This is a genomic window from Buchnera aphidicola (Chaitoregma tattakana) (assembly GCF_039370165.1).
GTDB classification, from domain to species: Bacteria; Pseudomonadota; Gammaproteobacteria; order Enterobacterales; family Enterobacteriaceae; genus Buchnera_G; species Buchnera_G aphidicola_F.
In genome coordinates this window covers 249,317-273,937 of sequence record NZ_CP134991.1, presented here as the reverse complement: position 1 = coordinate 273,937, position 24,621 = coordinate 249,317, and the positions used below count along the sequence as shown (strand labels likewise).

24 protein-coding genes are annotated in these 24,621 nt (G+C 21.5%); 7 read left to right on the top strand and 17 right to left on the bottom strand.

Translation table 11 applies throughout. From position 1 onward, the window contains the following. The first annotated feature begins 49 nt into the window (after window positions 1–49). From rbfA to RJI84_RS01240, 4 genes are all read left to right on the top strand, one after another. Window positions 50–403 (top strand): 30S ribosome-binding factor RbfA, encoded by a 354-nt coding sequence (gene rbfA / locus RJI84_RS01255; protein ID WP_343188954.1) that lies wholly within the window; start codon window positions 50–52, stop codon window positions 401–403. Window positions 404–434: 31 nt separating this feature from the next. Beyond that, window positions 435–704: a 30S ribosomal protein S15 gene (gene rpsO, locus RJI84_RS01250; protein WP_343188953.1), complete on the top strand. Its 270-nt coding sequence runs from the start codon at window positions 435–437 to the stop codon at window positions 702–704. Window positions 705–926: 222 nt separating this feature from the next. Then, on the top strand, window positions 927–3,014 hold the full coding sequence (pnp, locus tag RJI84_RS01245; RefSeq protein ID WP_343188952.1) for a polyribonucleotide nucleotidyltransferase: 2,088 nt from the start codon (window positions 927–929) through the stop codon (window positions 3,012–3,014). A 282-nt stretch (window positions 3,015–3,296) separates the two neighbouring features. After that, window positions 3,297–5,045 carry a DEAD/DEAH box helicase gene (locus RJI84_RS01240; RefSeq protein WP_343188951.1) on the top strand — a complete coding sequence of 583 codons (1,749 nt, stop codon included), beginning with the start codon at window positions 3,297–3,299 and terminating at the stop codon, window positions 5,043–5,045. 37 nt (window positions 5,046–5,082) lie between these two features. Here the strand turns inward: RJI84_RS01240 and RJI84_RS01235 are convergent, their stop codons facing one another. Then, window positions 5,083–5,454: a RidA family protein gene (locus tag RJI84_RS01235; protein ID WP_343188950.1), complete on the bottom strand. Its 372-nt coding sequence runs from the start codon at window positions 5,452–5,454 to the stop codon at window positions 5,083–5,085. A gap of 38 nt (window positions 5,455–5,492) precedes the next feature. Then, a complete protein-coding gene (gene argF / locus RJI84_RS01230) occupies window positions 5,493–6,515 on the bottom strand; it encodes an ornithine carbamoyltransferase (RefSeq protein WP_343188949.1) in 1,023 nt (340 codons plus the stop codon). 569 nt (window positions 6,516–7,084) lie between these two features. Between argF and RJI84_RS01225 the strand changes: the two genes are divergently transcribed. Together RJI84_RS01225 and asnS are read left to right on the top strand one after the other, a co-directional pair. Continuing rightward, the gene (locus RJI84_RS01225) at window positions 7,085–9,916 is read left to right on the top strand and encodes a valine--tRNA ligase (RefSeq protein WP_343188948.1); all 2,832 of its coding nucleotides are present in this window, start codon (window positions 7,085–7,087) and stop codon (window positions 9,914–9,916) included. 116 nt (window positions 9,917–10,032) lie between these two features. Further along, a complete protein-coding gene (gene asnS, locus RJI84_RS01220; RefSeq protein ID WP_343188947.1) occupies window positions 10,033–11,406 on the top strand; it encodes an asparagine--tRNA ligase in 1,374 nt (457 codons plus the stop codon). Between the two features lie 74 nt (window positions 11,407–11,480). Here the strand turns inward: asnS and RJI84_RS01215 are convergent, their stop codons facing one another. From RJI84_RS01215 to RJI84_RS01170, 10 genes are all read right to left on the bottom strand, one after another. Further along, the gene (locus RJI84_RS01215) at window positions 11,481–11,825 is read right to left on the bottom strand and encodes a histidine triad nucleotide-binding protein (protein ID WP_343188946.1); all 345 of its coding nucleotides are present in this window, start codon (window positions 11,823–11,825) and stop codon (window positions 11,481–11,483) included. 103 nt (window positions 11,826–11,928) lie between these two features. Further along, window positions 11,929–13,353 carry a PTS glucose transporter subunit IIBC gene (ptsG, locus tag RJI84_RS01210; RefSeq protein ID WP_343188945.1) on the bottom strand — a complete coding sequence of 475 codons (1,425 nt, stop codon included), beginning with the start codon at window positions 13,351–13,353 and terminating at the stop codon, window positions 11,929–11,931. A 60-nt stretch (window positions 13,354–13,413) separates the two neighbouring features. After that, a complete protein-coding gene (locus RJI84_RS01205) occupies window positions 13,414–14,202 on the bottom strand; it encodes a TatD family hydrolase (RefSeq protein WP_343188944.1) in 789 nt (262 codons plus the stop codon). Between the two features lie 3 nt (window positions 14,203–14,205). Beyond that, window positions 14,206–15,210: a DNA polymerase III subunit delta' C-terminal domain-containing protein gene (locus tag RJI84_RS01200; RefSeq protein ID WP_343188943.1), complete on the bottom strand. Its 1,005-nt coding sequence runs from the start codon at window positions 15,208–15,210 to the stop codon at window positions 14,206–14,208. Further along, window positions 15,200–15,868, bottom strand: a complete 669-nt coding sequence (tmk, locus tag RJI84_RS01195; RefSeq protein ID WP_343188942.1) for a dTMP kinase — start codon at window positions 15,866–15,868, stop codon at window positions 15,200–15,202. Before tmk ends, RJI84_RS01200 begins: the two co-directional genes overlap by 11 nt. Beyond that, a complete protein-coding gene (locus RJI84_RS01190; protein WP_343188941.1) occupies window positions 15,855–16,100 on the bottom strand; it encodes an acyl carrier protein in 246 nt (81 codons plus the stop codon). Before RJI84_RS01190 ends, tmk begins: the two co-directional genes overlap by 14 nt. 30 nt (window positions 16,101–16,130) lie before the next feature. Beyond that, entirely contained in the window at window positions 16,131–16,841 is a 711-nt protein-coding gene (gene fabG, locus RJI84_RS01185) for a 3-oxoacyl-ACP reductase FabG (RefSeq protein WP_343189265.1), read from the bottom strand. A 2-nt stretch (window positions 16,842–16,843) separates the two neighbouring features. Next, window positions 16,844–17,779, bottom strand: coding sequence for an ACP S-malonyltransferase (locus RJI84_RS01180; RefSeq protein ID WP_343188940.1), 936 nt, complete (start codon window positions 17,777–17,779; stop codon window positions 16,844–16,846). A 96-nt stretch (window positions 17,780–17,875) separates the two neighbouring features. Beyond that, entirely contained in the window at window positions 17,876–18,040 is a 165-nt protein-coding gene (gene rpmF / locus RJI84_RS01175; RefSeq protein WP_343188939.1) for a 50S ribosomal protein L32, read from the bottom strand. 13 nt (window positions 18,041–18,053) lie between these two features. Beyond that, complete coding sequence (locus RJI84_RS01170; protein WP_343188938.1) at window positions 18,054–18,992, bottom strand: RluA family pseudouridine synthase; 939 nt, start codon at window positions 18,990–18,992, stop codon at window positions 18,054–18,056. A gap of 152 nt (window positions 18,993–19,144) precedes the next feature. On the opposite strand from RJI84_RS01170, the gene RJI84_RS01165 reads away from it, so the two are divergent. Then, window positions 19,145–20,686: an Rne/Rng family ribonuclease gene (locus tag RJI84_RS01165; RefSeq protein WP_343188937.1), complete on the top strand. Its 1,542-nt coding sequence runs from the start codon at window positions 19,145–19,147 to the stop codon at window positions 20,684–20,686. Window positions 20,687–20,814: 128 nt separating this feature from the next. Here RJI84_RS01165 and RJI84_RS01160 read toward each other — a convergent pair whose 3' ends face one another. The 5 genes from RJI84_RS01160 to RJI84_RS01140 all read right to left on the bottom strand — a co-directional run bounded on the left by RJI84_RS01160 (window position 20,815) and on the right by RJI84_RS01140 (window position 24,593). Continuing rightward, window positions 20,815–21,093 carry a rod-binding protein gene (locus RJI84_RS01160; protein WP_343188936.1) on the bottom strand — a complete coding sequence of 93 codons (279 nt, stop codon included), beginning with the start codon at window positions 21,091–21,093 and terminating at the stop codon, window positions 20,815–20,817. Further along, a complete protein-coding gene (flgI, locus tag RJI84_RS01155; RefSeq protein WP_343188935.1) occupies window positions 21,090–22,151 on the bottom strand; it encodes a flagellar basal body P-ring protein FlgI in 1,062 nt (353 codons plus the stop codon). Before flgI ends, RJI84_RS01160 begins: the two co-directional genes overlap by 4 nt. A gap of 113 nt (window positions 22,152–22,264) precedes the next feature. Beyond that, complete coding sequence (locus RJI84_RS01150; RefSeq protein WP_343188934.1) at window positions 22,265–22,960, bottom strand: flagellar basal body L-ring protein FlgH; 696 nt, start codon at window positions 22,958–22,960, stop codon at window positions 22,265–22,267. A 79-nt stretch (window positions 22,961–23,039) separates the two neighbouring features. Then, on the bottom strand, window positions 23,040–23,828 hold the full coding sequence (flgG, locus tag RJI84_RS01145; protein ID WP_343188933.1) for a flagellar basal-body rod protein FlgG: 789 nt from the start codon (window positions 23,826–23,828) through the stop codon (window positions 23,040–23,042). A 21-nt stretch (window positions 23,829–23,849) separates the two neighbouring features. Continuing rightward, window positions 23,850–24,593 (bottom strand): flagellar basal body rod C-terminal domain-containing protein, encoded by a 744-nt coding sequence (locus RJI84_RS01140; RefSeq protein ID WP_343188932.1) that lies wholly within the window; start codon window positions 24,591–24,593, stop codon window positions 23,850–23,852. Window positions 24,594–24,621: the final 28 nt, after the last annotated feature.

The following is a 24,621-nucleotide window of genomic DNA, read 5'->3' as shown; positions in this document are numbered from 1 at the left end:
AATATATAAAATTTTAAATAAATACATGAATTAACATTTTGGAAATAATATGGCTATAGAATGTAATAGAACTAATAGAATATCTACTATTATTAGAAAGGAAATATCTAATATTTTATATTATTCGATAAATGACATAAGAATTAACTTTGCAATAACAATTTTAGACGTTAAGGTTTCTAGAGATTTGAAATATGCAAAAATATTTTTTACTACTTTAGCTCATAGAAACGTGAATTCTATAAATAATATTATTACGATATTAAACAGTTATAAAAAACATATCAGAAGAATTTTGTGTAAAAAAATTATATTAAGGATAGTTCCTGATTTGTGTTTTTATTATGACAATTCATTTTTAAAAGGAATTAAGATATCTAATTTACTAAAAAAAATTAAATAAACATTTTTATAACTTATTTTAGGAGATATAAATGGCTTTTATCAAAAATGAAAATGAAAAAATGTTTTTAAAACTTAATAATAATACTAAAGATAGTGGTAGTTCTGAAGCACAAATTTCAACAATAACTTTTAGAATAAAAAAATTACAAAAGCATTTTAATTTTAATAAACAAGATCATAGTAGTAAAAGAGGACTGTTATGTATGGTATCTAAAAGAAGAAAATTGTTGAATTATTTGAAAAAAAAATCATTAACAAGATATAAAAATATTATTACAACACTTTCTATAAGAAGATAACTTTTTTTTAAAAAAAATAATTTTATGGGTCTTTTAAGGACCCTATAAAATTAAGATATTATTATTTTTTTATTTTCTTTTCTTTTTTTTTTTACTATTTCTATAATATACACATAATTTTTTTTTTATGATATTTATTTATTGAAAATAATATTAAAAAGAGTTTAATAGTAATATTTGTTTATATTAAAGTTTTCATAACATTATATTAAGGAAGCAGTTGTGCAAAATTATATAAAATACAAATTTAAATATGGTAATAATACTGTTATTTTAGAAACAGGACTTATTGCTAAACAAGCTACATCTTCTGTCGTTGTTAATATGGATGATACAGTTGTCTTAGTTACAGTAGTGTTTAACAAACAAGCCACAGAAGAAAATAGTTTTTTCCCTTTAACTGTAAATTACCAGGAAAGAACATATGCAGCAGGTAGAATTCCAGGAGGATTTTTTAGAAGAGAAGGAAGACCTAGTGAAAATGAAATATTAACAGCAAGATTAATAGATAGACCTATTAGACCTTTATTTCCTGATGGTTTATTAAATGAGATACAAATTGTTGCTACTGTAATTTCTGTTAATCCTAAAATTAATCCTGATCTTGTGTCTATAATTGGTGCATCTGCGGCTATAAATATTTCAGGAATACCATTTGCAGGACCGATAGGAGTTTCTAGAGTTGGTTTAATAAACAAAAAATATTGTTTAAATCCTTCTGTAGATGAAATGAAATTTAGTGAATTAGATTTAATTGTTTCTGGAACAAAAAATGCTATATTAATGGTTGAAGCAGAAGCAAATATGTTAACTGAACAAGAAATATTAAATGCTATTTTATTAGGTTATAATCATCAAAAACATCTAATTAAAAACATTGTTTTATTTTCTAAAAAAGCAACAAAGCCAAAAATAAGTTGTAACATATTATTTAGCAGTAAAAGATTGTTTAAAAAAATTTATAAACTATATAAAGAAAAATTTTTAAAAATTTTTTTTACAAAAATTAGAAAAGAAAGATTAGAAAAGATGGACTTAATAAAAGATGATATAGTAAATTTTATTACTTCAAAGTATATTAAATACAGTAAATTAGAAATAGAACGTGTTGTAAATTTAGTAGAAAAAGATATATTTAGAAGTATAGTATTAAATAATTTTAATAGAATAGATAATAGAAATTTTAATGAAATAAGGAAAATACATTTAAAAACCAGTATATTACCCAGAGCACATGGATCTTCTTTGTTTACTAGAGGGCAAACGCAATCTCTAGTTTCTGTGACTTTAGGTACATCTAGAGATGCACAAAATTTAGATGATTTATTAGGTGATAAAACAGATAACTTTTTATTTCATTATAACTTTCCTTCTTATTCCGTAGGAGAAATAGGTTTGTCAAGGTCTCCAAAACGTAGAGAAATAGGACATGGGAAATTAGCAAAAAAAAGTTTAATAGCAACTATGCCTGATATAAAAAAGTTTCCATATACAATTAGAGTAGTTTCGGAGATTACTGAATCTAATGGATCTTCTTCTATGGCATCTGTATGTGGGGCTTCTTTAGCATTAATGGATGCCGGTGTTCCTATACAATCAGCTATAGCTGGAATTGCAATGGGTTTAGTAAAAAATGATAATGAATATGTTATTTTGTCTGATATTTCAGGTGATGAGGATAAATTAGGTGATATGGACTTTAAAATATCAGGTAGTTTTTCTGGTATAACTTCTTTACAAATGGATATAAAGATTAAAGGAATTAATAAAAATATTATAAAGGTTGCATTAGAGCAAGCTAGAAAAGCTAGATTAGAAATTTTAAGAAAAATGTCTATTCATATTAATACTCCAAAAAAAGAAATATCTGTATTTGCACCAAGAATTCATGTGATAAAAATTAATCCAGAAAAGATTAAAGACGTTATAGGAAAAGGAGGGTCAGTTATAAGGATGCTTACTGAAGAAACTGGTACTACAATTGAAATAGAAGATGATGGAACTGTTAAGATATCATCTTCTGCACAAGATCAAGCGCAAAATGCAATTAAGAAAATTAGAAATATAACATCTGAAGTAGAAGTAGGGAAGATATATACAGGCCGTATTACTAAAATAGTAGAATTTGGCGCATTTGTTTCAATAGGATCTGGAAAAGAGGGATTAGTGCATATATCACAAATTTCTAATAAAAGAATTGGTAAAGTTTCTAGTTTATTAAATATAAATCAAAGTGTTTTAGTAAAAGTTTTAGAAATAGATAGGAATGGAAGATTAAGACTGAGCATTAAAGATGCTAAATTTAATTAATTATATAAAACTATTTTTTAGTGATTATGTTTTTTAAATACTTTAAAAATTTTTAAATTTTATATTATTTTACAAAACTTATTTTATATATGTATTATAATATATTAATAAAATCAATAAAAAATTGGATATGTTTTCTTAAACAAATGATGTATGCTATTTTGTTATTGGTGCTTGAATAATTAAATTTTGTTAATATTTTTAAAAATAATTTGTTAATACAATTTATTATTTTTAGTTAAAATAAATAATATCTGTAAATTAAGAGGCATATATAATTGCATGACTCATAATAAATTTACATTTTCTTCTTTGGGGCTTAAAGATTGTTTAATAAAGTCATTAAATGAAATAAATTATTTAATTCCATCTCCTATTCAAAAATTATGTATACCTTTTTTGCTAAAGGGAATGGATGTATTAGGTATGGCTCAAACTGGAAGTGGAAAAACTGCTGCTTTTGCTTTACCTTTATTAAATAATATTAAATTAAATTTGAAAATGCCTCAAATTTTAGTTTTAACACCTACTCGAGAATTAGCAATACAGGTATCTAAATCATTTTCTGTATTTTCTAAATATATATTTGGAATAAATGTTTTAGCTTTGTATGGCGGGCAAAGATACGAACTACAATTAAAAGTCTTGAGGCTGGGTCCTCAGATTATAGTAGGAACTCCTGGGAGATTATTAGATCATTTGAAAAGAAGAACTTTAAACTTATCTAAATTAAGTAGTTTAGTTTTAGATGAAGCAGATGAAATGCTTAGGATGGGATTTATAGAGGATGTTGAAAATATTCTGTCTAATATTCCTAAAAAGCATCAAACTGCTTTATTTTCTGCCACAATGCCTGAAGAAATTAGAAGAATATCTAGAAGGTTTATGAAGCATCCAAAAGAAATAAAAGTTGAATCTAGTTTAAAAAATAGACCTAATATACAGCAGAAATTCTGTATAATATATGGAAAAAAAATTGATGCATTAATAAAATTTTTAGAAACAGAAAAATTCTCCGCTGCAATCATATTTGTAAAAACTAAAAATTTGACTGTAGAAGTTTCTGAAGTATTAGAAAAAAGTGGATACAATAGTTCAGCATTAAATGGAGATATGAATCAGTCTGTAAGAGAAAAAACTCTAGAAAAATTAAAAAGTGGCAAATTAGATATTTTAATAGCTACAGATGTTGCTGCAAGAGGTCTAGATGTAGATAGAATAAGTCTTGTAATCAATTATGATATCCCTATGGATGTAGAATCTTATATACATAGAATAGGACGAACAGGAAGGGCTGGAAGATCTGGAAATGCGTTATTATTTATAGAACCTAGAGAAACTAGATTACTATATAATATAGAAAGAGTGATAAAAACTAAAATAATTAAAATTGAATTACCAAATGTTGAATCTTTAGCTAAAAAAAGATTACAATTGTTTTGTGATAAAGTAGATAAAGAGTTACAGAGCAAAGATATTAATATATATAAAAATATATTAAAAAAAATGGATTATGCCAGTAAAGTTGATTCAGATACATTGTCTGCTGTATTATTAAAAATAGCGCAAAAAGACAGACCTTTGATAATAAAAGAAAGTCATAATAATACAAATTTTTTTAAAAATAAAGTTAAAGAAAACTTTTTTTCTAAAAATTCGTATAAATTGCATAAAAAAAAAATATTTGGTTTATGTACTTATAGAATAGAAGTAGGTAAGAAAGATGGAGTAGAAGTAAGACATATAGTAGGAGCTATTGCAAATGAAGGAAATATAAATAGTAAAAATATAGGACATGTAAAACTTTTTGATTATTATTCTACTATAGAAATATCTAAACATGTAACAAGAAATATTAATTTTAATGAAATTTTTAAAAATACTAGAATTTTAAATAAATTGATTAATATAAAATTTATTTCCGTCGTTAGAAATAAACCATTTAATAAAAATATTAATAAAAGATTTATTAAAAAAAAGATTTTTAAAAAAAAAATATTAAAAAACAGGATTAAAAATAGGTTTAAATAAAATTTTTAACATTATTATGCCACTATGTGGCATATTTTTATTTTATTGCTATTGCATCTATTTCTATAATGGAATTTTTTGGTAATTTAGATACTTCTACACATGTTCTTGCTGGAAAATTTTTTGTATACTTTTCAAAAAATTTTTTATAAATAGTATTAATTTTATTTATATAGTGTAATTTTGTTGTAAAAATTGTTGTTTTAACTATATTTTTTATTTTTAAATTTTTGCTTTCTATAATGGTTTTAATATTATTTAAAACTATTTTTGTTTGTTCATCTATATTTTTTGGAATTTTGTTATTTATAGGGTTTATTGCTATTTGTCCAGATATCATAAATATTCCTCTGGATTCATAAATATAACTGTAAGGTCCTATTACTTTCGGAATGTTATTATTTTTCATATTTATTATATTTACTATGTTTTAAACAAATTATGTTATTACAAATTTATATTTTTTTTTAAATTTAGCAGCATTAATGCTTTTATAATATGTACTTTATTTTCTACTTGATTAAACACTAAACTGTTTTTTGAATTAAATACATCATTTGTAATTTCCAATCCATTTTTTATTTTGTATTTTTTAAAAATTTTTTTAGATATTATAGTATTATTATCATGTATAGATGGCATGCAATGTAATATTTTTGCTGAATAAGAGTTTGTTTTTGTAAGTAATTTTTCATTTAATTGATATTTTTCTAATAATTTTATTTTTATACCTAAATTTTTATAGTTTTCATGCATGGATAACCAAGTATCAGTGTATATGAAGTCTACATTATTTAGTCCTTTATACACATTTTCTGTACATAATATTTTTCCGTTTTCTTTATTTGATATGTTAGATAAAAATTTTATTTTTTCTATATTTGGTAAAAACTTCTCATGAGAAATCATGTTTATATTTATTCCAATAATATAAGAGGCCTCTAAAATTGTATTAGCGATATTATTTTTACAATCTCCAATATATGCTAGAGTTATGTCATTAAAGTGGTTGTTTTTTTTTATGTTTTCTTTAATAGTCATCAAATCTGATAATATTTGAATTGGATGAAATTTATTAGTTAGACCATTCCAAACAGGAATCTTTGCATATTTTTGTATGTCTAATATTATTTCATGTTTAGGCCCTCTATATTGTATACCATCATACATAATATTAAAAACTTTTACAGTATCTTCTATAGATTCTTTTTCATTCATATGAGTATTATTTATATCTAAATTCGTAATATGTAAACCTTGATCAAATGCTGATGTTTCAAAGGCACACCTAGTTCTAGTAGAATTCGATTCGAATATAGAAATTATTTTTTTGTTTTTTAAAAATTTTTTTTCTTTTTTTTCTTTTTTTAATTTTTTTAATTTTTTTGCTGTGTTTAATACTGTTTCTATTTCAAATTTATTTAGATCTTTTAAAGATAACAAGCTTCTTTGATACAGAAAATTTTGCATAATATATTTTAATAATTGTAACAAATATAAGAATTATAATTTTTTATTACTATAAATACAAATATTTTACATTATTTTTATATAAATTTTATTACAGTATTTATATAATATTAAAAATTAAAAAATAATATTTAAAAAAATGGTTATTATAAAAAATATATTTTAAAAATGTTGTTATTTTAAAATTTTTTTTTATATACTTGTAAAAAAAATATTTTTAAACATTTGTACAACTATGTATATAAAAATTTTAAAAATACAACATATGTGAAAGTATATACTATTATTTTTTTAAATATTATTTTTAATACTTTGTATAATATTGAGTATTTTAATATATATTTTTTTATAAATTTATTTTTTATGATTTTAATATGTTGAATAGAATATGTTATATAATATATTTAACTACTAAAATTTTAAAAAAAATATATTTTAATTTAAAATTTATAAAAAAAAATATTATTTACATATTAGACAACAAATTTATGGCAAAAACATATTGTTTAAATATAAATGTTGTATAATTTTTTTTATTAAAATTTAACTGTCATTTTTGAAGATATAACATGAAAAAAAAATATGATCATAAGACAATAGAAAAAGTACTATATAATTTTTGGGAAAAAAACAAATATTTTGAATATAAAAAAAAAGTTTTTAGAAATAATTTTTGTATAGTAATGCCTCCTCCTAATGTTACAGGGGATTTACATATGGGGCATGCGTTTCAACATACTATTATGGACATTTTGATAAGATACAATAAAATGAATGGTAAAAATGTACTATGGCAGCCAGGAGTAGATCATGCTGGTATAGCTACACAGATAGTAGTAAAAAATTATTTGAATTCTAAATCTGGTTTAAAAACGTTAAAATATTCTAAAAAACATTTTATTAAGGAAATATGGAAATGGAAAGAAAAAAGATTTAATAATATTTGCAATCAAATTAAAAGGTTAGGAAGTTCAGTAAATTGGAGCAGAAACTGTTTTACATTGGATGACAATATGTCTGAGTCTGTTAGATTTGCATTTATATCATTATTTAAAAAAAATATGATATATAGAAAAAAAACTTTAGTTAACTGGGATTTTAGTTGTAAGAGTGTTGTTTCAGATATAGAGTTAGAAAGGAAAGTTTACAAAGGTTTTATGTGGAATATAAAATATTATTTAATAGACAAAAATAAGTCTAATAATAGTTATATAGTAGTATCTACCACAAGACCAGAAACTATACCAGGAGATGTGGCAATTGCAGTGCATCCAAATGATAAAAGATATAAAAAATTAATGGGTAAAAGTGTTTTAGTTCCAATTGTTAATAGAATTATTCCAATAATTTTTGATAAAAATATTAAACCAGAAAAAGGTACTGGTTGCGTCAAAATTACTCCAGCACATGATTTTAATGATTATAAAATTGCAATTCTGAATAAATTACCTTTAATAAATATTTTGACAAAGTCTGGTAAAATTTGCAAAAATCTTACAATATATCATAATAATAAAATTTATAAAAAAAAATGTCCTAAATTTTTGCACAATTTGGATAGAAAAAATGCTAGAAAAAAAATTTTAAGCTTTTTAAAAGAAAACGACATGTTAAAAAAAGTTTTAAATGTTAATATAAACATTTTTTTAGGTGATAGAACTGGATCTATAATAGAACCTAGAATAACTAATCAATGGTATTTAAAAGTAAAGAAAATTTCTAAAAAATCATTGGAACTAGTTAAAAATGGAACAATACAATTTATTCCAGATAAATATAAAAATATTTTTTTTTCTTGGATGAATAATTTAGATGATTGGTGTATATCAAGACAATTATTATGGGGACATAGAATTCCTGTGTGGTATGACAATCACAAAAATATATATGTTGGAATGAGTGAAAGTAAAGTCAGAGAAGAATATAATCTTCCTAAAAGTTTCTTTTTAAAAAAAGAATCTGATGTGTTAGATACTTGGTTTTCTTCATCTATTTGGTCCTTTTCATCATTAGGATGGCCTAAAAAAAAAAGTGTTCTAAAAATGTTTCATCCTACTGATGTACTAGTTAGTGGATTTGATATTATATTTTTCTGGATATCTAGAATGATAATGCTTACTTCAATTTTATTAAAAGGAAACAAAAAATTTCCAATACAAATACCTTTTAAAAAAGTTTATATTACTGGTTTGATACGTGATGAGATTGGTAATAAAATGTCTAAGTCAAAAGGAAACGTTATAGATCCAATTGATATAATTGATGGAATTTCTTTACCAAGGCTGCTGAGAAAAAGAACAAATAATATGTTTAAAAATTCTATGATAGAGTACATTAGTATTATTACTAAAAAAAGTTTTCCTAAAGGTATTAGCGCTTATGGAACTGATGCTTTACGATTTACATTAGCTTCTTTAGCTTCTCCAACTAGAAATATAAATTGGGATATGAAAAGGTTAAAGGGATATAAGAGTTTTTGTAATAAAATATGGAATATTAGTATTTTTATTTTTACTAACATATCTATAAATGATATAAGAGAAAATCTTTTTTTGACTAACATGAACATAGTAGATATATGGATAATATCTAAATACAATATTATGATAAAAAAATATAGAAATTGTATAGATAATTTTAGATTTGATGAAGCTTCTAATATTTTGTATAAGTTTATTTGGAATGATTTTTGTTGTTGGTATTTAGAATTTTTAAAAATAATATTTAAATCTTTTTCTAAGAAATTAGTTTTTTGTGCTAAAAATAATTTAATAAAAATGTTTGAATTAATTTTAATAACTGCTCATCCAATTATACCATTTATTACTGAATCAATATGGCAAAATATTAAATGTTTTACTAAAAATAAATGTAATAGTATTTTATTAAAAAAATTTCCTATTTATAGAAAGAAGTTGATAGATATAAAAGTGTTAAAATATATTTCTTTTATAAAAAAGGTTTTAGTAAGTATAAGAGCAATAAGAAATAGAACAAAAATAAATTTTTCTAAAAAAATTTCTATAGCAGTTAAGTTTAATAATATAAATTTAAAAAAAATATTTGTTTTAAATTTGAATTTTTTTATTAAAATGGTTAACTTAAAAAATATAATTTTTATTAAAAGTTTACAAAGTTACAAGAATTTTTTTATTGAATTTCTTGATGAGATAGATATAGTAATTCTTTCTATAAAGAAAAAAATTAATTGCACTAGTATAAAAAATTTTATAAAAAAAATTAGACAATTAAATAATAAAATAAACATATCAAAAAATATGCTTTTTAATAAAAATTTTATAAAAAAAGCGCCAAATTATATTGTAAATTTTGAAAAATGTAAAATAAAAAAATTAGAAAAAGAAAGAATTTTATTTGTTAAAAAAATTAAAAATATATAATCTTAATTAATTATCTTTAAAATAGTTTATAAATTTGGTAAATTTATTTGTAATCATTTTTTTCTTGTATACATTTATAGTTTTTAATATATTTAAATTTTATAGGTTAAATAAACATGAAAAATTTTTCTATAAAAGACATATATTCTAATAAAGTTAAAATAAATGAAAAAATAAAAGTTTATGGGTGGGTAAGAAGTAAAAGAGATTCTAAAAAAGGAATATCTTTTATAGATATATTTGATGGTACATGCTTACTTACTTTACAGGCAGTTGCTAAATCTAATTTAGAAAATTATGAAAAAGAAATTATAAAGTTAACAAGTGGTTGTTCTTTAGTTGTAACAGGCAATATAATTTTTTCTAGAAGACAAGAACAAAAGTATGAGTTATTAATAATTAAATTAAAAGTTTTAGGGTTGATTAACAATCCTGATAAATATCCTATTTCTTTAAAAAAACATACATTTGAATACTTAAGAAAATTTGCTCATTTAAGAGTACGAACAAAATTTTTTTGTGCTATTTCTAAAATTCGTAATGTTTTATTTAGTACTATAAATAATTTTTTGTATAAAAAAAATTTTACTTGGGTTCCTACTCCTATTATTACAGGATTAAATACTGAGGGCTCAGGAGCTATGTTTAGCGTGTTTTCAAGTAACAATGATAAAGCTAAAAAGTTATCTAATTTTAAAAATATATTTAAAAATAAGAACTTTTTAACAGTTTCAGGTCAGTTAACTTTGGAATCTTACGCATTAGCTTTATCTAAAGTATATAATTTTGGGCCAACGTTTAGATCTGAAGATTCTAATACTAAAAGACATTTATCTGAATTTTGGATGTTAGAAGTTGAAGTTGCTTTTTTCAATTTAAAAAAAATAGTACATTTATCTAAAATTTTTTTAAAATATATAACTGAACATACATTGGAAAAATGTATTTTTGAAATAGAATTTTTAGAAAAATATTTTAGTAAAAATATAATTAAAAATTTAAAAAATTTAATAAATTTGGATTATGTAGAAATAGAATATAAAGATTTAATTAAATTATTAAACGTATTAGGAAAATCAATTTCATTTGGAGAAGATATATCTTTAGAACAAGAAAAATATGTTGTAAATAAACATTTTTGTAAGCCTTTAATAGTAAAAAACTTTCCCAAAAATCTTAAAGCTTTTTATATGAGAGACAACCCAGATAATGTTACTGTTGCTTCTATGGATATATTTTTGCCAAACATTGGTGAAGTTTTAGGGGGTTCTCAAAGAGAAGAGAGGTTAAAAATATTAGACAATAAGTTAAAAAAATTTAATTTAGGAAAAGATAAGTATTGGTGGTATAGAGATTTAAGAAAATATGGTACTGTTATTCATTCAGGTTTTGGAATTGGTTTTGAAAGATTATTATGCTATTTTACTGGCATAGACAATATTAGAGATGCATCTCCATTTCCTAAAACTCTGAGAAAATTTTATTATTAAAAATTTTTTTGTTAAAACTTTTAGTGATAAATATTAATTTTTATAAAAAATATCTTTTTTTTAATACTATAACTTTAATTAAATTTTCCTAATATTTTTCCTGCCAGTAAATGCATATGTAAGTGTGGTATTGTTTGTCCACCATTTTTGTTACAGTTTATTACTATTCTGTATCCATCTTTGTGAAAGTGAAATTTTTTTGCTATCTTTACTGCTATATAAATCATATTTCCTATAATATTTTTATTTTTTTTATTTATTTTATTTGTAGATCGTATTTTTTTATTAGGAATTATTAATATATGTATAGGAGATTGTGGATTAATATCTTTAAATGCAGTTACTTGTTTATCTTGATATATTATTTCTGAGGGTATTTCTCTTTTTATTATTTTTATGAAAATATTTTCATAGTTCATTATTTTGCCTACTAATTTTGTTATGATTTGTTGTTTTTTAATATATGTGGGTTGTAAAACCCACTTTTTAGGTTTTATACAATACATTTTAAAAATTATTTTATTATTTTTTTAAATATTTCTCCATTTTATTTTTTAGATTGTCTGATTTTGTTCCAAATATTGCTTGTATACCCAAGCCAGAGATTATGACAGCAGATGCTCCTAATTTTTTTATTTCGTTTTTATCTACTTCAGATATATTATTAACTGTAATTCTAAGTCTGGTTATACATGCATCTAAATTAGAAATATTATTTTTTCCTCCTAAATATTTTATTAATAATTTTGCAATGCGTCTTTCTTTGTAATATTTATGTTTCTGTAATTCTCTTCCAGGGGTTTTTAAATTAAATAATCGTATTGTGAAACAAAAAATTAGAAAATATAATAGTCCATATAATGTACCTATTATAGGAAATAAAATAATATTATTACTATTACCACTTAATATCATAAAATCAATAAACCCATGGGAAAAGCTGGCTCCTGCTCTCATGTTTAATAATATGCATATTGGAAATGCTAATCCTGCTAAAATAGAATGTATTACATACAATATAGGTGCTACAACCATAAATGAAAATTCTATCGGTTCTGTGATACCTGTTATGAAAGATGTTAATATAGCTGATATTATTAAACCTCCTATTTTTTTTTTATTTTCTGATTTAGCACAGTACCATATTGCTAATGCTGCTCCTGGTAATCCATACATTTTGAACAAAAAACCACCAGATAATTTTCCTGCTGTTTGGTCTCCAGCCATATATCTAGCTATATCTCCATGAAAAATTTGCCCTGAGCTATTTATATATTCTCCTACTTGCATTTGAAACGGAACATTCCAGATATGATGTAGTCCTAGTGGAATTAGAGATCTTTCTACAGATCCATATATAAAAAAAGCTAATATAGGATTTTGATATGCTGCCCATATGGAAAAATTTTGTATCATTTTTCCTATTGGTGGCCATATTAATGCTAAAAAAATACCTAATATTATTGAAAACAGTCCTGATATTATTGGTATAAATCTTTTTCCTGTAAAAAATCCTAAATATTCAGGAAGATTTATTTTATAAAACATATTAAATAAATATGCTGACATAGATCCTGATAAAATTCCTCCTAAAATTCCTGTATCAATTAAATTAGAACTTTGTATAGAAAAAAAATTAAAATGTGAAAAGATAGGAATCATTACATAGAAAGTTTTTGACATTATTTCATATGAAATAACAGAAGCTAATGCTGCTACACCATCATTTTTTGTAAAACCTAATGATATTCCAATAGCAAAAATTAATGGCATGTTTTCAAATATTGAGCTCCCTGACTCTATCATTACGTTAGACATTAATTTTGGTATAATAGAAAATTGTGCTGATCCTATTCCTAGTAATATTCCGGCTATTGGTAGCACCGAAACAGGTAGCATTAAAGATTTTCCTATCTTTTGTAAATTAGAAAAAATATTTTTAAACATATTTAATCTCTATTTTTTATTTTATAAAACAATTATTAGACCTTTTTGTCTATATTATGGTTAAATTTTTATTTTTAAATTAAATAATTTTTGAAAATTTTTTATCATTATTTTTGAAATTTCTAGTAAATCTATTTTTTTTATTTTAGCAATACACTTAATTATATAATATAAATTAGAGGGTGTATTTACTTTTCCTCTATTTGGTTCTGGAGAGAGATACGGGGAATCAGTTTCTATAAGAATTCTATTTAATGGCAGATATTCTATAATTTTTCTTAGATTTTTAGCATTTTTGAATGTAACTATTCCGGATATTGAAAAATAAAAGTTTAGTTCAATTATTTTTTTTACAATTTCTATATTAGTTTCGTTAAAAGAATGTATAATTACTTTACTTTCATCTATTTTAAAATTCTTTAATATTTTTATAACATCTTGAATAGAATTTCTAGTGTGTATGATTAAAGGCTTTTCTACTTTTTTACTTATTTTTATTTGTTGTATAAACAATTTCTCTTGTTTTTGTTTGCTTATTATATTTTTATGAGAGTAATCTAAACCCGTTTCACCTACTGCTATTACTTTTGTATCTTTTAATCTTTTAATTATTTGATTTGATCGTATATTTTTTTCATAATAAAATGGGTGTATACCGCATGAATAAAAAATATTTTTTCTATTTTTTAAAAATAGTTTCATTTTATCAAAATTTTTTATTGATGTAGAGACATTTAAAAAATATTTTACATGTTTTTTTTCAGACTCTTCCATGACATCTTCTATAGTTTTGTTAATTTTTTTAAAATTTATTTTGTCTAAATGACAGTGAGAATCTATTAATATCATATTTTATGTTTTTGGTAGTAGATAATTTTTAATTTTGTTTTTAAGAATTTGTTCAAATTTCAAAATTTGTTCTAAAAGTATTAATTCATAATTTATTCTTTTTATATTAGTAACATTATTTTCAAACTGCATCCATGATTTTATAATATGATATATTTCTTTATTTTTTATTTTTTTTGTAATTTTTTTTATTAACTTCTTTTGATCGTTGTTAATTATATGTTTCATTATATTATTTTTATATTTTATTGCATCTAAAAATATTGTATAAATTAAATTTAAAAAAAAACATATTGAGTTTTTTTCTATTGTATTTATAAGAATTATTAGATTATTTTTTTCTATTGATATAGATAGGATTTTATAAAAGTTTTTTCTAATCTTTAATAAGTTGTTTAATAGTATTTTTTTAGCATATATAGGTCTGTTATTACTTAATTGTAATGCGTTACTACAATCTTTATAACTAAAATTAGTAGTTTTTAATAACCATTTAACACTAGTTTTTTTTTCTGGATCAAATATTCTAACAATATACATTCTACTTTTTAATGTCAACATAAGATTTTTAACTTTGTATGTTTGTAAAATAAAAATAGTATTTTTTGGAGTTTCTTCTATAATTTTTAACAATATATTACTTTCTAAATCTGTTAATAGGTCAGAATTTTTTATAAATACTATTTTTTCTAGACCATGTTTAGATGTTAGAAGTATTTTTTCAATTGTTTCTCTTAGAAGTTGTACCCCGATTTTTTTATATAAGTTTAAATTATATATGTCAGAATATTTATTTTTTTTTATTAAAACACATGTATTGCATGTATTACAAGAATATTTGTTTACTATATTTTTGCAAAAAAACCATGTCTTTATTTTAAATATTAGATTGTTTATTCCAATATGTTTGCTTGAGTTTATTAAAATAGAATGGTGTCTTCTATTTTTTAACATTGTAATTATTTTTTCATAATATTTTAATAGCCATGGATATAATTTATTTTGCATATTTTTGTAACCATAATATAATTTTCTTTTTTAAAGATTTCATTACAATCTTTTTTTCTAATGAAGAATTTATAATTATTTTTTTAGATATTTTTTTTATTTCTTTTAAATAATTTTTTCTTACTTCCTTAAAAAAAGATAACCCTTTTTTTTCTATTCTATCTATTTTATTTCTCTCATTTATTCTATTTAATCCTAATATTGGAATAGTATCTAAATATATAGTTAAGTCTGGTTCTATGTTTTTTAATAATATTTTTGTTAACTTTTTTATTAAATTTTTATTATTTTTATTAAATGCAGTCTGATATGCTAATGTAGATAAATTGTGTCTATCAGAGATGACCCAAGTGTCTTTATTTAACGCTGGAAGTATTTTACTTTCCAATAGCTGCATCCTAGATGCATAGAATAATAGTATTTCTGTTTTGCTATGTATTTGATCATTTATTATATCTTTTTTTAGAATTGATCTCAATTTTTCACATATAGGTGTTCCTCCTGGCTGTCTTACAGACATAATTTTTTTTATGCCTTGATTTTTTAATATTAATTTTAAATATCTAATTATTTCTGTTTTTCCAGACCCTTCTATTCCTTCTAAAACAATAAAGTTATTTTTTGTGTATAAAGAATTATTATATTTATTTTTTTTCATTTTTTTTTATTAATATATACTTTTTTATGTTGTTTACTGTTTCTAATTGTTCAATCTCATTGTCTTTTATTTTTATATTAAATTTTTCTTCTATTCTCATTATTAACTCTATTTTTTCTAAAGAATCTATTTGGACATCTTTTTTTAAAGAAAAATTTTTTGTAATATTTTTTATTTTTATTCTAAATTGTTTAGATAGTATTTTTTTTATTTTATATTTTATATTTTTCACATTATTCCTTTATAAATATTTATAATATTATCAATACATGTACATACCACCATTTACATGTATAGATTGCCCTGTTATATAAGAAGATTTACTAGAAATTAAGAATACAACGGCGTTTGTAATATCTTGTACTGTTCCAAATCTATTTATTGGTATTTTTTTTATATACATATTTTTTATTTTAGAAGTTAAAAATTTTGTCATGTTCGTTTTTATAAAACCGGGAGAAATTACATTAGCTGTTATTCCATATTTAGCTGTTTCTAATGCTAAAGTTTTATTAAATCCTATGATGCCATATTTAGAAGCAGAATAATTAGCCTGCCCTATGTTTCCTATATTACCTATTATAGAGCCTATACTTACTATTCTTCCATATCTTTTTTGCATCATATATTTTATTACACTTTTTGTTATTAAAAACGTATATGTTAAATTAATTTTAATTATATCTGTCCAATTTTTTTCTGACATATTCAATATTATATCGTCTTGTCTATGACCTATATTATTTATTAAAATATCTATAGAACCAAATTGTTCATATATTTTTGAAATATTTTTTTTAATTTGTTCGTATTTTATAGTATTTGTAAGTATTCTTTGATTAGAATTTGTTATATATTTTGACATATATTTTAATCCTTTTTCTGTTGTAGTAGTACCTACTACTACTATTCCTTTTTTATATAATTTTTTAGATATATCTTTACCTATGTCTGAAGATGCTCCTGTAACTATTGCTACTTTTTTTTTAAAGTCTTTATTTTTTTTTTTGAATATAGTATATTTTTCATATTATTTATAGTTATTGTTTGTGCAAAATTTTTGCATGTATTGATAAAAATTTTGTTAGTGCTCATTTCTAAAAATAATTTTACATTTTTTTTTATTATATAGTCAATACATTCTTTCCATCTTACTGTTTTATATAATTGTTTATATAAATATTTTATAATATTTTGTTTTGTATATATAACTTTTGCATCTATATTATTTACTATATTATATTTTGGTGTAAGAAAATTTATTTCTGATAACATTTTTAAATATTCTTTTCTTACTGATTTAATAATTTTACAATGTATTGGTACAGATATTGGAAGCGATATATTTTTTGTAGATCCTTTTTGTTTACATAACTTTATTGCCATATTGACTGCACTTTCATCACCAGATATTATAATTATATTTTGTGAAGTTATACTAGCTATTTCTACTATACTTTTAGTAGAACAACATTTACAAATTTTTGAAATTTCTTGTTCTGTCAGTCCAAATATTATTTCTGTAGAAATTTTTCTTTTATTAGAAGACTTTTCCATTAATTCTCCTCTTTTTTTTGTTATGAGTAATCCTTCTTCTAAATTTATAGAATTTGCACATATTAATGCTGTATATTCCCCTAAACTATGACCTGCTATAATTTTAGGTGTGTATATTACATTTTTTTTCCACATTTTATATATAGCTATTGAAATAGTTACTATTATAGGTTGCAAATATCTATTTTTTATTTTTTCTATTGGAATATTACATATATTGTGATAAATATCGTATTTTATTATGTCAGAAGCTTTTTCAAATATATTTTTTATTATATTATTGTGTTTATATAGATTAACAATTTTTCTTATACTATATTTATATTGTCCAGGAAATATTATTGCAAAGTTCATTTAATTTCTCTAAATTATTTGTTTACGTTTTTTAAAACAAATTCTATATATATTAATATATAGAATTTTTTAGATTTTCTTTATATCGCTTTTTTTTTAAAAAAATTTTTTGCCTCTATAAAATTTTTTTTTGGTTATATGGTGTCTTATATGTACTTCTTTAGAGCTTTTGTCTATAGACATTTGTATCAACTTACATTTGTCATTAGATCTTCTCATATCTCTTTTTGATCTAGAATGTTTGCTTTTTTGTACAGCCATGATTTTATCCTATTTATTTAATAGATTTTATATTAAAATTTTTAAATTTAAAGTTTTCAGCAACTATATTAACTTTTTTATTTGTTTTAGGATGTTGAAATGTAAATTTAAATGCATGTAAACATAAATTTTTATAATTTATGTTAATTTTTTTGTCCAAAATTTTATTTCCATATCTTGTGTCATTTATTATTGGATGTCCAACCGATGACGTATGAACTCTTATTTGGTGCGTTCTACCAGTTATTGGATATATTTTTAATAATGTTACATTTTTATATATTTTTATAACTTTAAATCTTGTTTCTGATTTTTTTCCGTTTTTTTTTACTAATACTATTTTTTTTCCATATATATTTTTAGTGTTTAATAATGGAAGTTGTATTTTTTTAATTTTTTCTGGCCACTTTCCATGTGTTATAGCAATATATGTTTTTTTTGTTTTTCTATTTTTTATTTGATCATGCAAAGATTTCAAAATAAATTTTTTTTTTGATATTAGTAATACTCCAGAAGTATCTTTATCTAATCTATGTATTAATTCTAAACTTTTTTCTTTAGAATATAATCTTCTTATTATTTCTATTATTCCAAAGCTAATTCCACTTCCACCATGTACCGCTACTTTTTGAGGTTTATTTATTATTATAAAGTATTTGTCTTCATATAAAATATTTTTTTGTATTAGATTTTTATAATATTTTACATTTATCTTTTTTTTTTTTTTATTTTCTAAATATATAGGAGGTATTCTAATTATATCTTTTTTTTTTAATTTGTATTTAGCTTTTATTCTTTTTTTGTTTATCCTAATTCTTCCTTTTCTTATTATAGTATATACTGTATTTTTTGAAATTTTTTTAAACATGTTTATAATAAAATTATCTATTCTTTGCCCGATAGATTTTTCTTCTACTAATATTTTTTTTACTTTAGTATACTGTTTTTGCATTTTTTTTATTATAGTTAAAACTTTTATTATACATTAAATTTTGTATACTATTTATATAAATTTTAATATAAAAAGATTTTTTTTTACAGAATATGAAAATTTATGTTAAAAAATATTTTTTTGTAATTTATATAGGTATAAGATTTAATTTTATGAAAATTATGTTAATAAACTCTATTATAAAAGAAGAAGTAAGAATTGCTATTTTAGATAATAATAAACTTTGTGAGTTAAATATAGAAAATAATATAAATAAAAAAAGTAAATTTAATATATATAAAGGTAAAATAGTAAAATTTGAGAAAAGTTTAGCTGCTTTTTTTGTAAACTACGGTGTAGAAAGAAATGGGTTTTTGCCTATAAAAGAAATATATAATTTTCATACAAAGAATGATTGTTATTATGTAAATCGTGTGAAAGTTAAAAAAAAAAAAATTAAAGTTGGAATATGTGTATTAGTTCAGATTTCTAAAGAAGAGACTATTAATAAGGGGGCTTTTTTGACTACATATATAAGCTTACCTGGAATATATTCGGTATTAATGCCTTACAATATCAATAAAGAAGGTATATCAAAAAAAATTACTGGGATTGATAGAGCTAAAATAAAAAAATTTGTTTCTTTGCTTAACATCCCTAAAAATATGGGGTTTATTATTAGAACGGCTAGTATTAAAGCATCTATACGAGCTATTCAAAAGGATATAGATGATAAAGTAAAATTATGGAAATATATAAAAAATAAATATAAAAAAATAAAATATCCTAAACTAGTGTATAAAGAAAGTGATATTATAATAAATACATTTAGAGATTTTTTATATAAAGATGTAGATGAAATCGTTGTCGATAACCCTAAAATATTAGATAAAATTTATAATTATTTTTTTTACACAAGTGATATATCATTTTTTAAAAAAATTAAAATATATAACAAAAAAATACCATTATTTTCATTTTATAAAATCGAATCGCAAATTCGTACTTTGTTTAATAGAAAGATAATTTTACAATCTGGAGGATCTATTACTATAGATAGTACAGAAGCATTAACAGCTATTGATATAAATTCTTTTAAGTCTAAAAAATGTAATAGTATAGAAGATACTGCATTTAACACTAATATGGAAGCTATAAATGAAATATTTCGTCAAATAAGAATTAGAGATGTTGGTGGTCTAATAGTAATAGATTTAATAGATATGGAATTTTCTAATAATAAAAAAATATTAAAAAATAGATTAAACAAGCTTGTTAAACAGGATCGAGCGAGAATTGAGATTGGTGAAATATCTAAATTTGGTTTGTTAGAAATGTCGAGGCAAAGAATAAATTCTATTTTAAAAGAACATAGTTATTATTTTTGTTCTAAATGTGATGGTCATGGGTTTTTAGTAGATAAAAAATCTTTATCTAGATCAATATTAAGATTATTAGAAGAAGAACTGTTTAAATATAATGTTTATCAAGTAAATATAATTTTGCCTGTTAAAATTTGTTCATATTTGTATAAAAAAAAAATGGATTGTATTAATAATATTAAAAAAAGATATCTAGATAAAAAAATTGTTATTTTTTTTAGTAAAAAAATTAAATCACCAAATTTTTTAATTTTTAGTCTATGTAAAAATAAAAAAAAAAATCTTATTTTAAAAAAATTAATAAAAGAATACAATGCTAATAGTATTGTTTAGAAAAACATTATTTTTTTTTAATAAATTTAAAAACTATCTTTTTATAAGATAGATATATTATTTAACATGCAGGAGTATTATATTTTCAATATATACATTTTCTCCTGCTATATTTTGTAAGTATAGTTTTATTGTACAATTTTTTTCTGGTTTTTAATCATATTTATTAGATTTATTCCTCTTTTGCTTATAATTTCTGATATTGTTTGATCATATATTTCATGATAAATATCATTTTTATTTTCGTTAAACAATTCATTTTTAGGAGATGTTAATCTAATATTTTTTAATAACATTTTTATAAATATTTCTTCCATTTTTTCTTTTATTATATTATTGTTTTGTGTGTTTGTTTTATATAGCTTTTCATAACCTGTAATATTCTTTTCTATATTTAATATTTTCATGATGAAATTTTTATTTCCGCTGATAGACATTTAGATTCTTTTAATATTTTTAATATTTCTATTATTTCATTAGTTTCTAGATTTAAATTTTTTAATATTTGCAACATATCATTTAAAATTAGATTACTATGTATTATTATTTGTTTTTCTGTAGTTTGTTTATTTGTTTTTGTTATATTTTTTTGCAAATTAATATATAAATTTTTATAGTTTATAGTACAAGGTTCTAATACTATTTTATAATTTGTAATTATTAATCCATTATTTTTGTTTATTACTATTTTAGGTTCTGTTGGAACTTTTATATTTATATTTTGTATATTGGATATTATGTCTACTATATTACTTGCATTTTTTTTGTTGTTTAATATAGTAATTTTTTTAGAATTTATAGGTACAGCAGTATTAGGATAATGTTTATTTATTTCGTCGCTAATTTTTTTAGCCAATATAAAATTTTCTTTCTTTAGCTGTAAATTTATTGTTTTTTTGTTCTTAAAGTCATTTTTTACTATTTTCTCTATATTTCCACCATTTAATATTTTTCCGGTATTATAAAATTTGTTTGCATACACGTTTAAACTTTTATTATTCATATTACTATTATTTTTTGTCAATATTTTACCTTGTGCTACTACATAAATCTTATTGTCTATACCTATTAATGGTGTTAGTATTAAAGTTCCCCCTTCTAAACTTTTACAATTTCCTATCGAAGAAACAACTACATCTACTTTTTCTCCTATTTCAGAAAATAAAGGAAGTTCTGCTGTTACCATGACAGAAGCTACATTATTTAGTTGCATATTTTTATTTTGAGTAATTGTAACTCCTAATTTTGACAATATGTTTTTTAAAGTAGTTGTAGTGAATGGAACTTGTTCAGATATATCTCCAGTTCCATTTAATCCTACAACTAATCCATATCCAATTAATTGATTATCTCTGGTTCCGTCTATATTTGTTATATCTTTAATTTTTTCAGCAAATGTAAAAGTATTAGTAAAGATTAATAACAAAAATATAAAAAGCTTGCTTACATTTAATATTTTTTTCATTTATTTTTTTATATGTTTATATAAATATTTTTATATAAAACAATATTAATAATATCAAATAATTTTTTATTTTATTAATATTAAGGTTTTATTAGAAAAAGTTACACGAATTTTTATATTGGAATTACGTGTAAAATAAATCTTTGCCACCATCCAATTTTTTGTACATCTTTAATATAATCATTTCTTAAACATTCTATTTTAACATTTGCTATGTTAGTAGAAAAAATTTTATTCTCAGAATTAACATCATTAGGATCAATTATACCAGATAATTTAATGAGTTCATTTCCCTGATTTATAATTATATTTTTTTCTCCTGAAACTACTAAATTTTTATTTTGTAAAATTTTTTTTACAGTGACAGTAATCGTTCCTGCTAAAAAGTTTTCTGAAAAATTTTGTCCTGATCCTAATAAATTATTTTCAGATTGCTGATTAAGTTTAAAAAATTTTTTTATAAACCTAGCAATTTTGTTTGGCTCTGGTTTTTTTTCTTGATCTTCTAATAAACTTGATGCGTATCTTTTCATCCGATCTGCAGTTCTATTGTTTGCTATAGTATTTTCGTCTATTAAAACTGATATTAAATCTCCAGGCTTATATTTTTTATATTGATCAAAAAAAGAAATATATTTTTTTTCTTTATCTATATCATCTATAAATACAGATCCATTATTTTCTTTTTTTATAATATTTAATATACTATTTTTTTTTTCTGGTAATTTCTTTACTTCTGCATGATTTAGAGAATACATTTTAAATAATATGTATATTAATATAGGAATTAAAAATTTTGTATTTTTCATGTTTTATTATACAAATAAAATTTATTATGTTTTATTAGTTTCTTAAAAGTTATTTTATAAAATTTATTCTATACATTGTTTATAATTCACATATTTTCTGTAACATTTTATCAGATGCATTTATAGATTTACTGTTTATTTCGTATGCTCTTTGTGTTTGTATCATATTAATCAATTCTTCTGCTATATTTACGTTTGAAGTTTCTAAATATCCTTGTTGTAGCTCTCCTACATCATATATTCCTGGTTCTACTTCGATTGCTTTGCCTGATATTTGAGTTTCTTTATACAGATTTTGCCCTATACTTTTTAGACCATAATTATTAGAAAATATAGCTAAGCCAATTTGTCCTATTGATACTTTTTCTTTAGAATCTTTTAACTTTACGCTAACTTCTCCATTTTTATTTATATAAATTTCTGTAAAATTTTCTGGCAAAGTTATATTAGGTTGAACTAATAGCCCATTATGATTTACTAATTGTCTATTTTTATTAATTTGAAAAGATCCATTTCTAGTATATGCTAAACTTCCATCTGGCATTTGTATTTGAAAAAAACCATCTCCATTTATTGCAATGTCTTGACTAGAATCTGTTTTTAGTAAATTACCCTGACTAAAATTTTTTTGTATTTCTATAGTTTTTGCTCCGGCTCCAGCTCCAGCATCATAATAATTATCTAAATTTTCTTCTCCATTATATTCTTCATTTTTACAATTATTTGCTTTATATACTAAGTCTTCAAAAACAGCTCTAGATTTTTTAAATCCATTTGTATTTACGTTTGCTAAATTATTAGAAATAACATTCATATTGTTTTGCTGAGCATCTAATCCTGTTTTAGCAATCCACATAGACGGCATCATAAAATATTACTCCTTTACAATTTAACTATTTATGTTTAATACTTGATTTGTTCTTTTTTCGTTTTCATTTTTTGTATATATTATTTTCATTAACATTTCAAATGTTCTTGATTGAGACATTATATTTGTTATGTTAGTGATAGGATTTACATTACTTCCTTCTAATACTCCTGTTTTTATTTCTATAGTATTTATTTTATTACGATATTTGTTTAAATATTCTTTTTTAATTTTAAATAGTCCATTTGATGTTTCTAATAACTTATTTATTGAAATTTTTTTGCATCCTATTTGTCCTATTTTCTTTTTATAACTTGTTAAATTTACACTATTTCTTACTATTACTGTTCCATCATTTTGTATTTTTGGAACATTATTTTTTGGAATTTTTATTGGTTTTTTATCTATTCCAATTAATAAGTTACCATTTATAGTAAAAAAATTTTCTTTATTTATTTTAATACTACCATTTTTAGTCAAATAGATTTTATTCTTATTAGTTTTTACAATTAGCCATCTATCTTTATGAATTATAGCTATATCTAATGGTTGATTAGTAGTATTAAATTGTCCTAATGAATTATCGCGATATGTAACAAATTTATTTGTCACATTTTTATTATTTTTACTATATGTTCGTACTAAATAACTAAATTTAGATTTAAACCCTACAGTAGATGTATTAGATAAATTGTTATTTATTATACTTTGGTTATCAAGTATTTGATTTGCAAAATTTATACAAGAATTAATTTTAGATTGCATATTATTTATTTATAACATTATATTTATT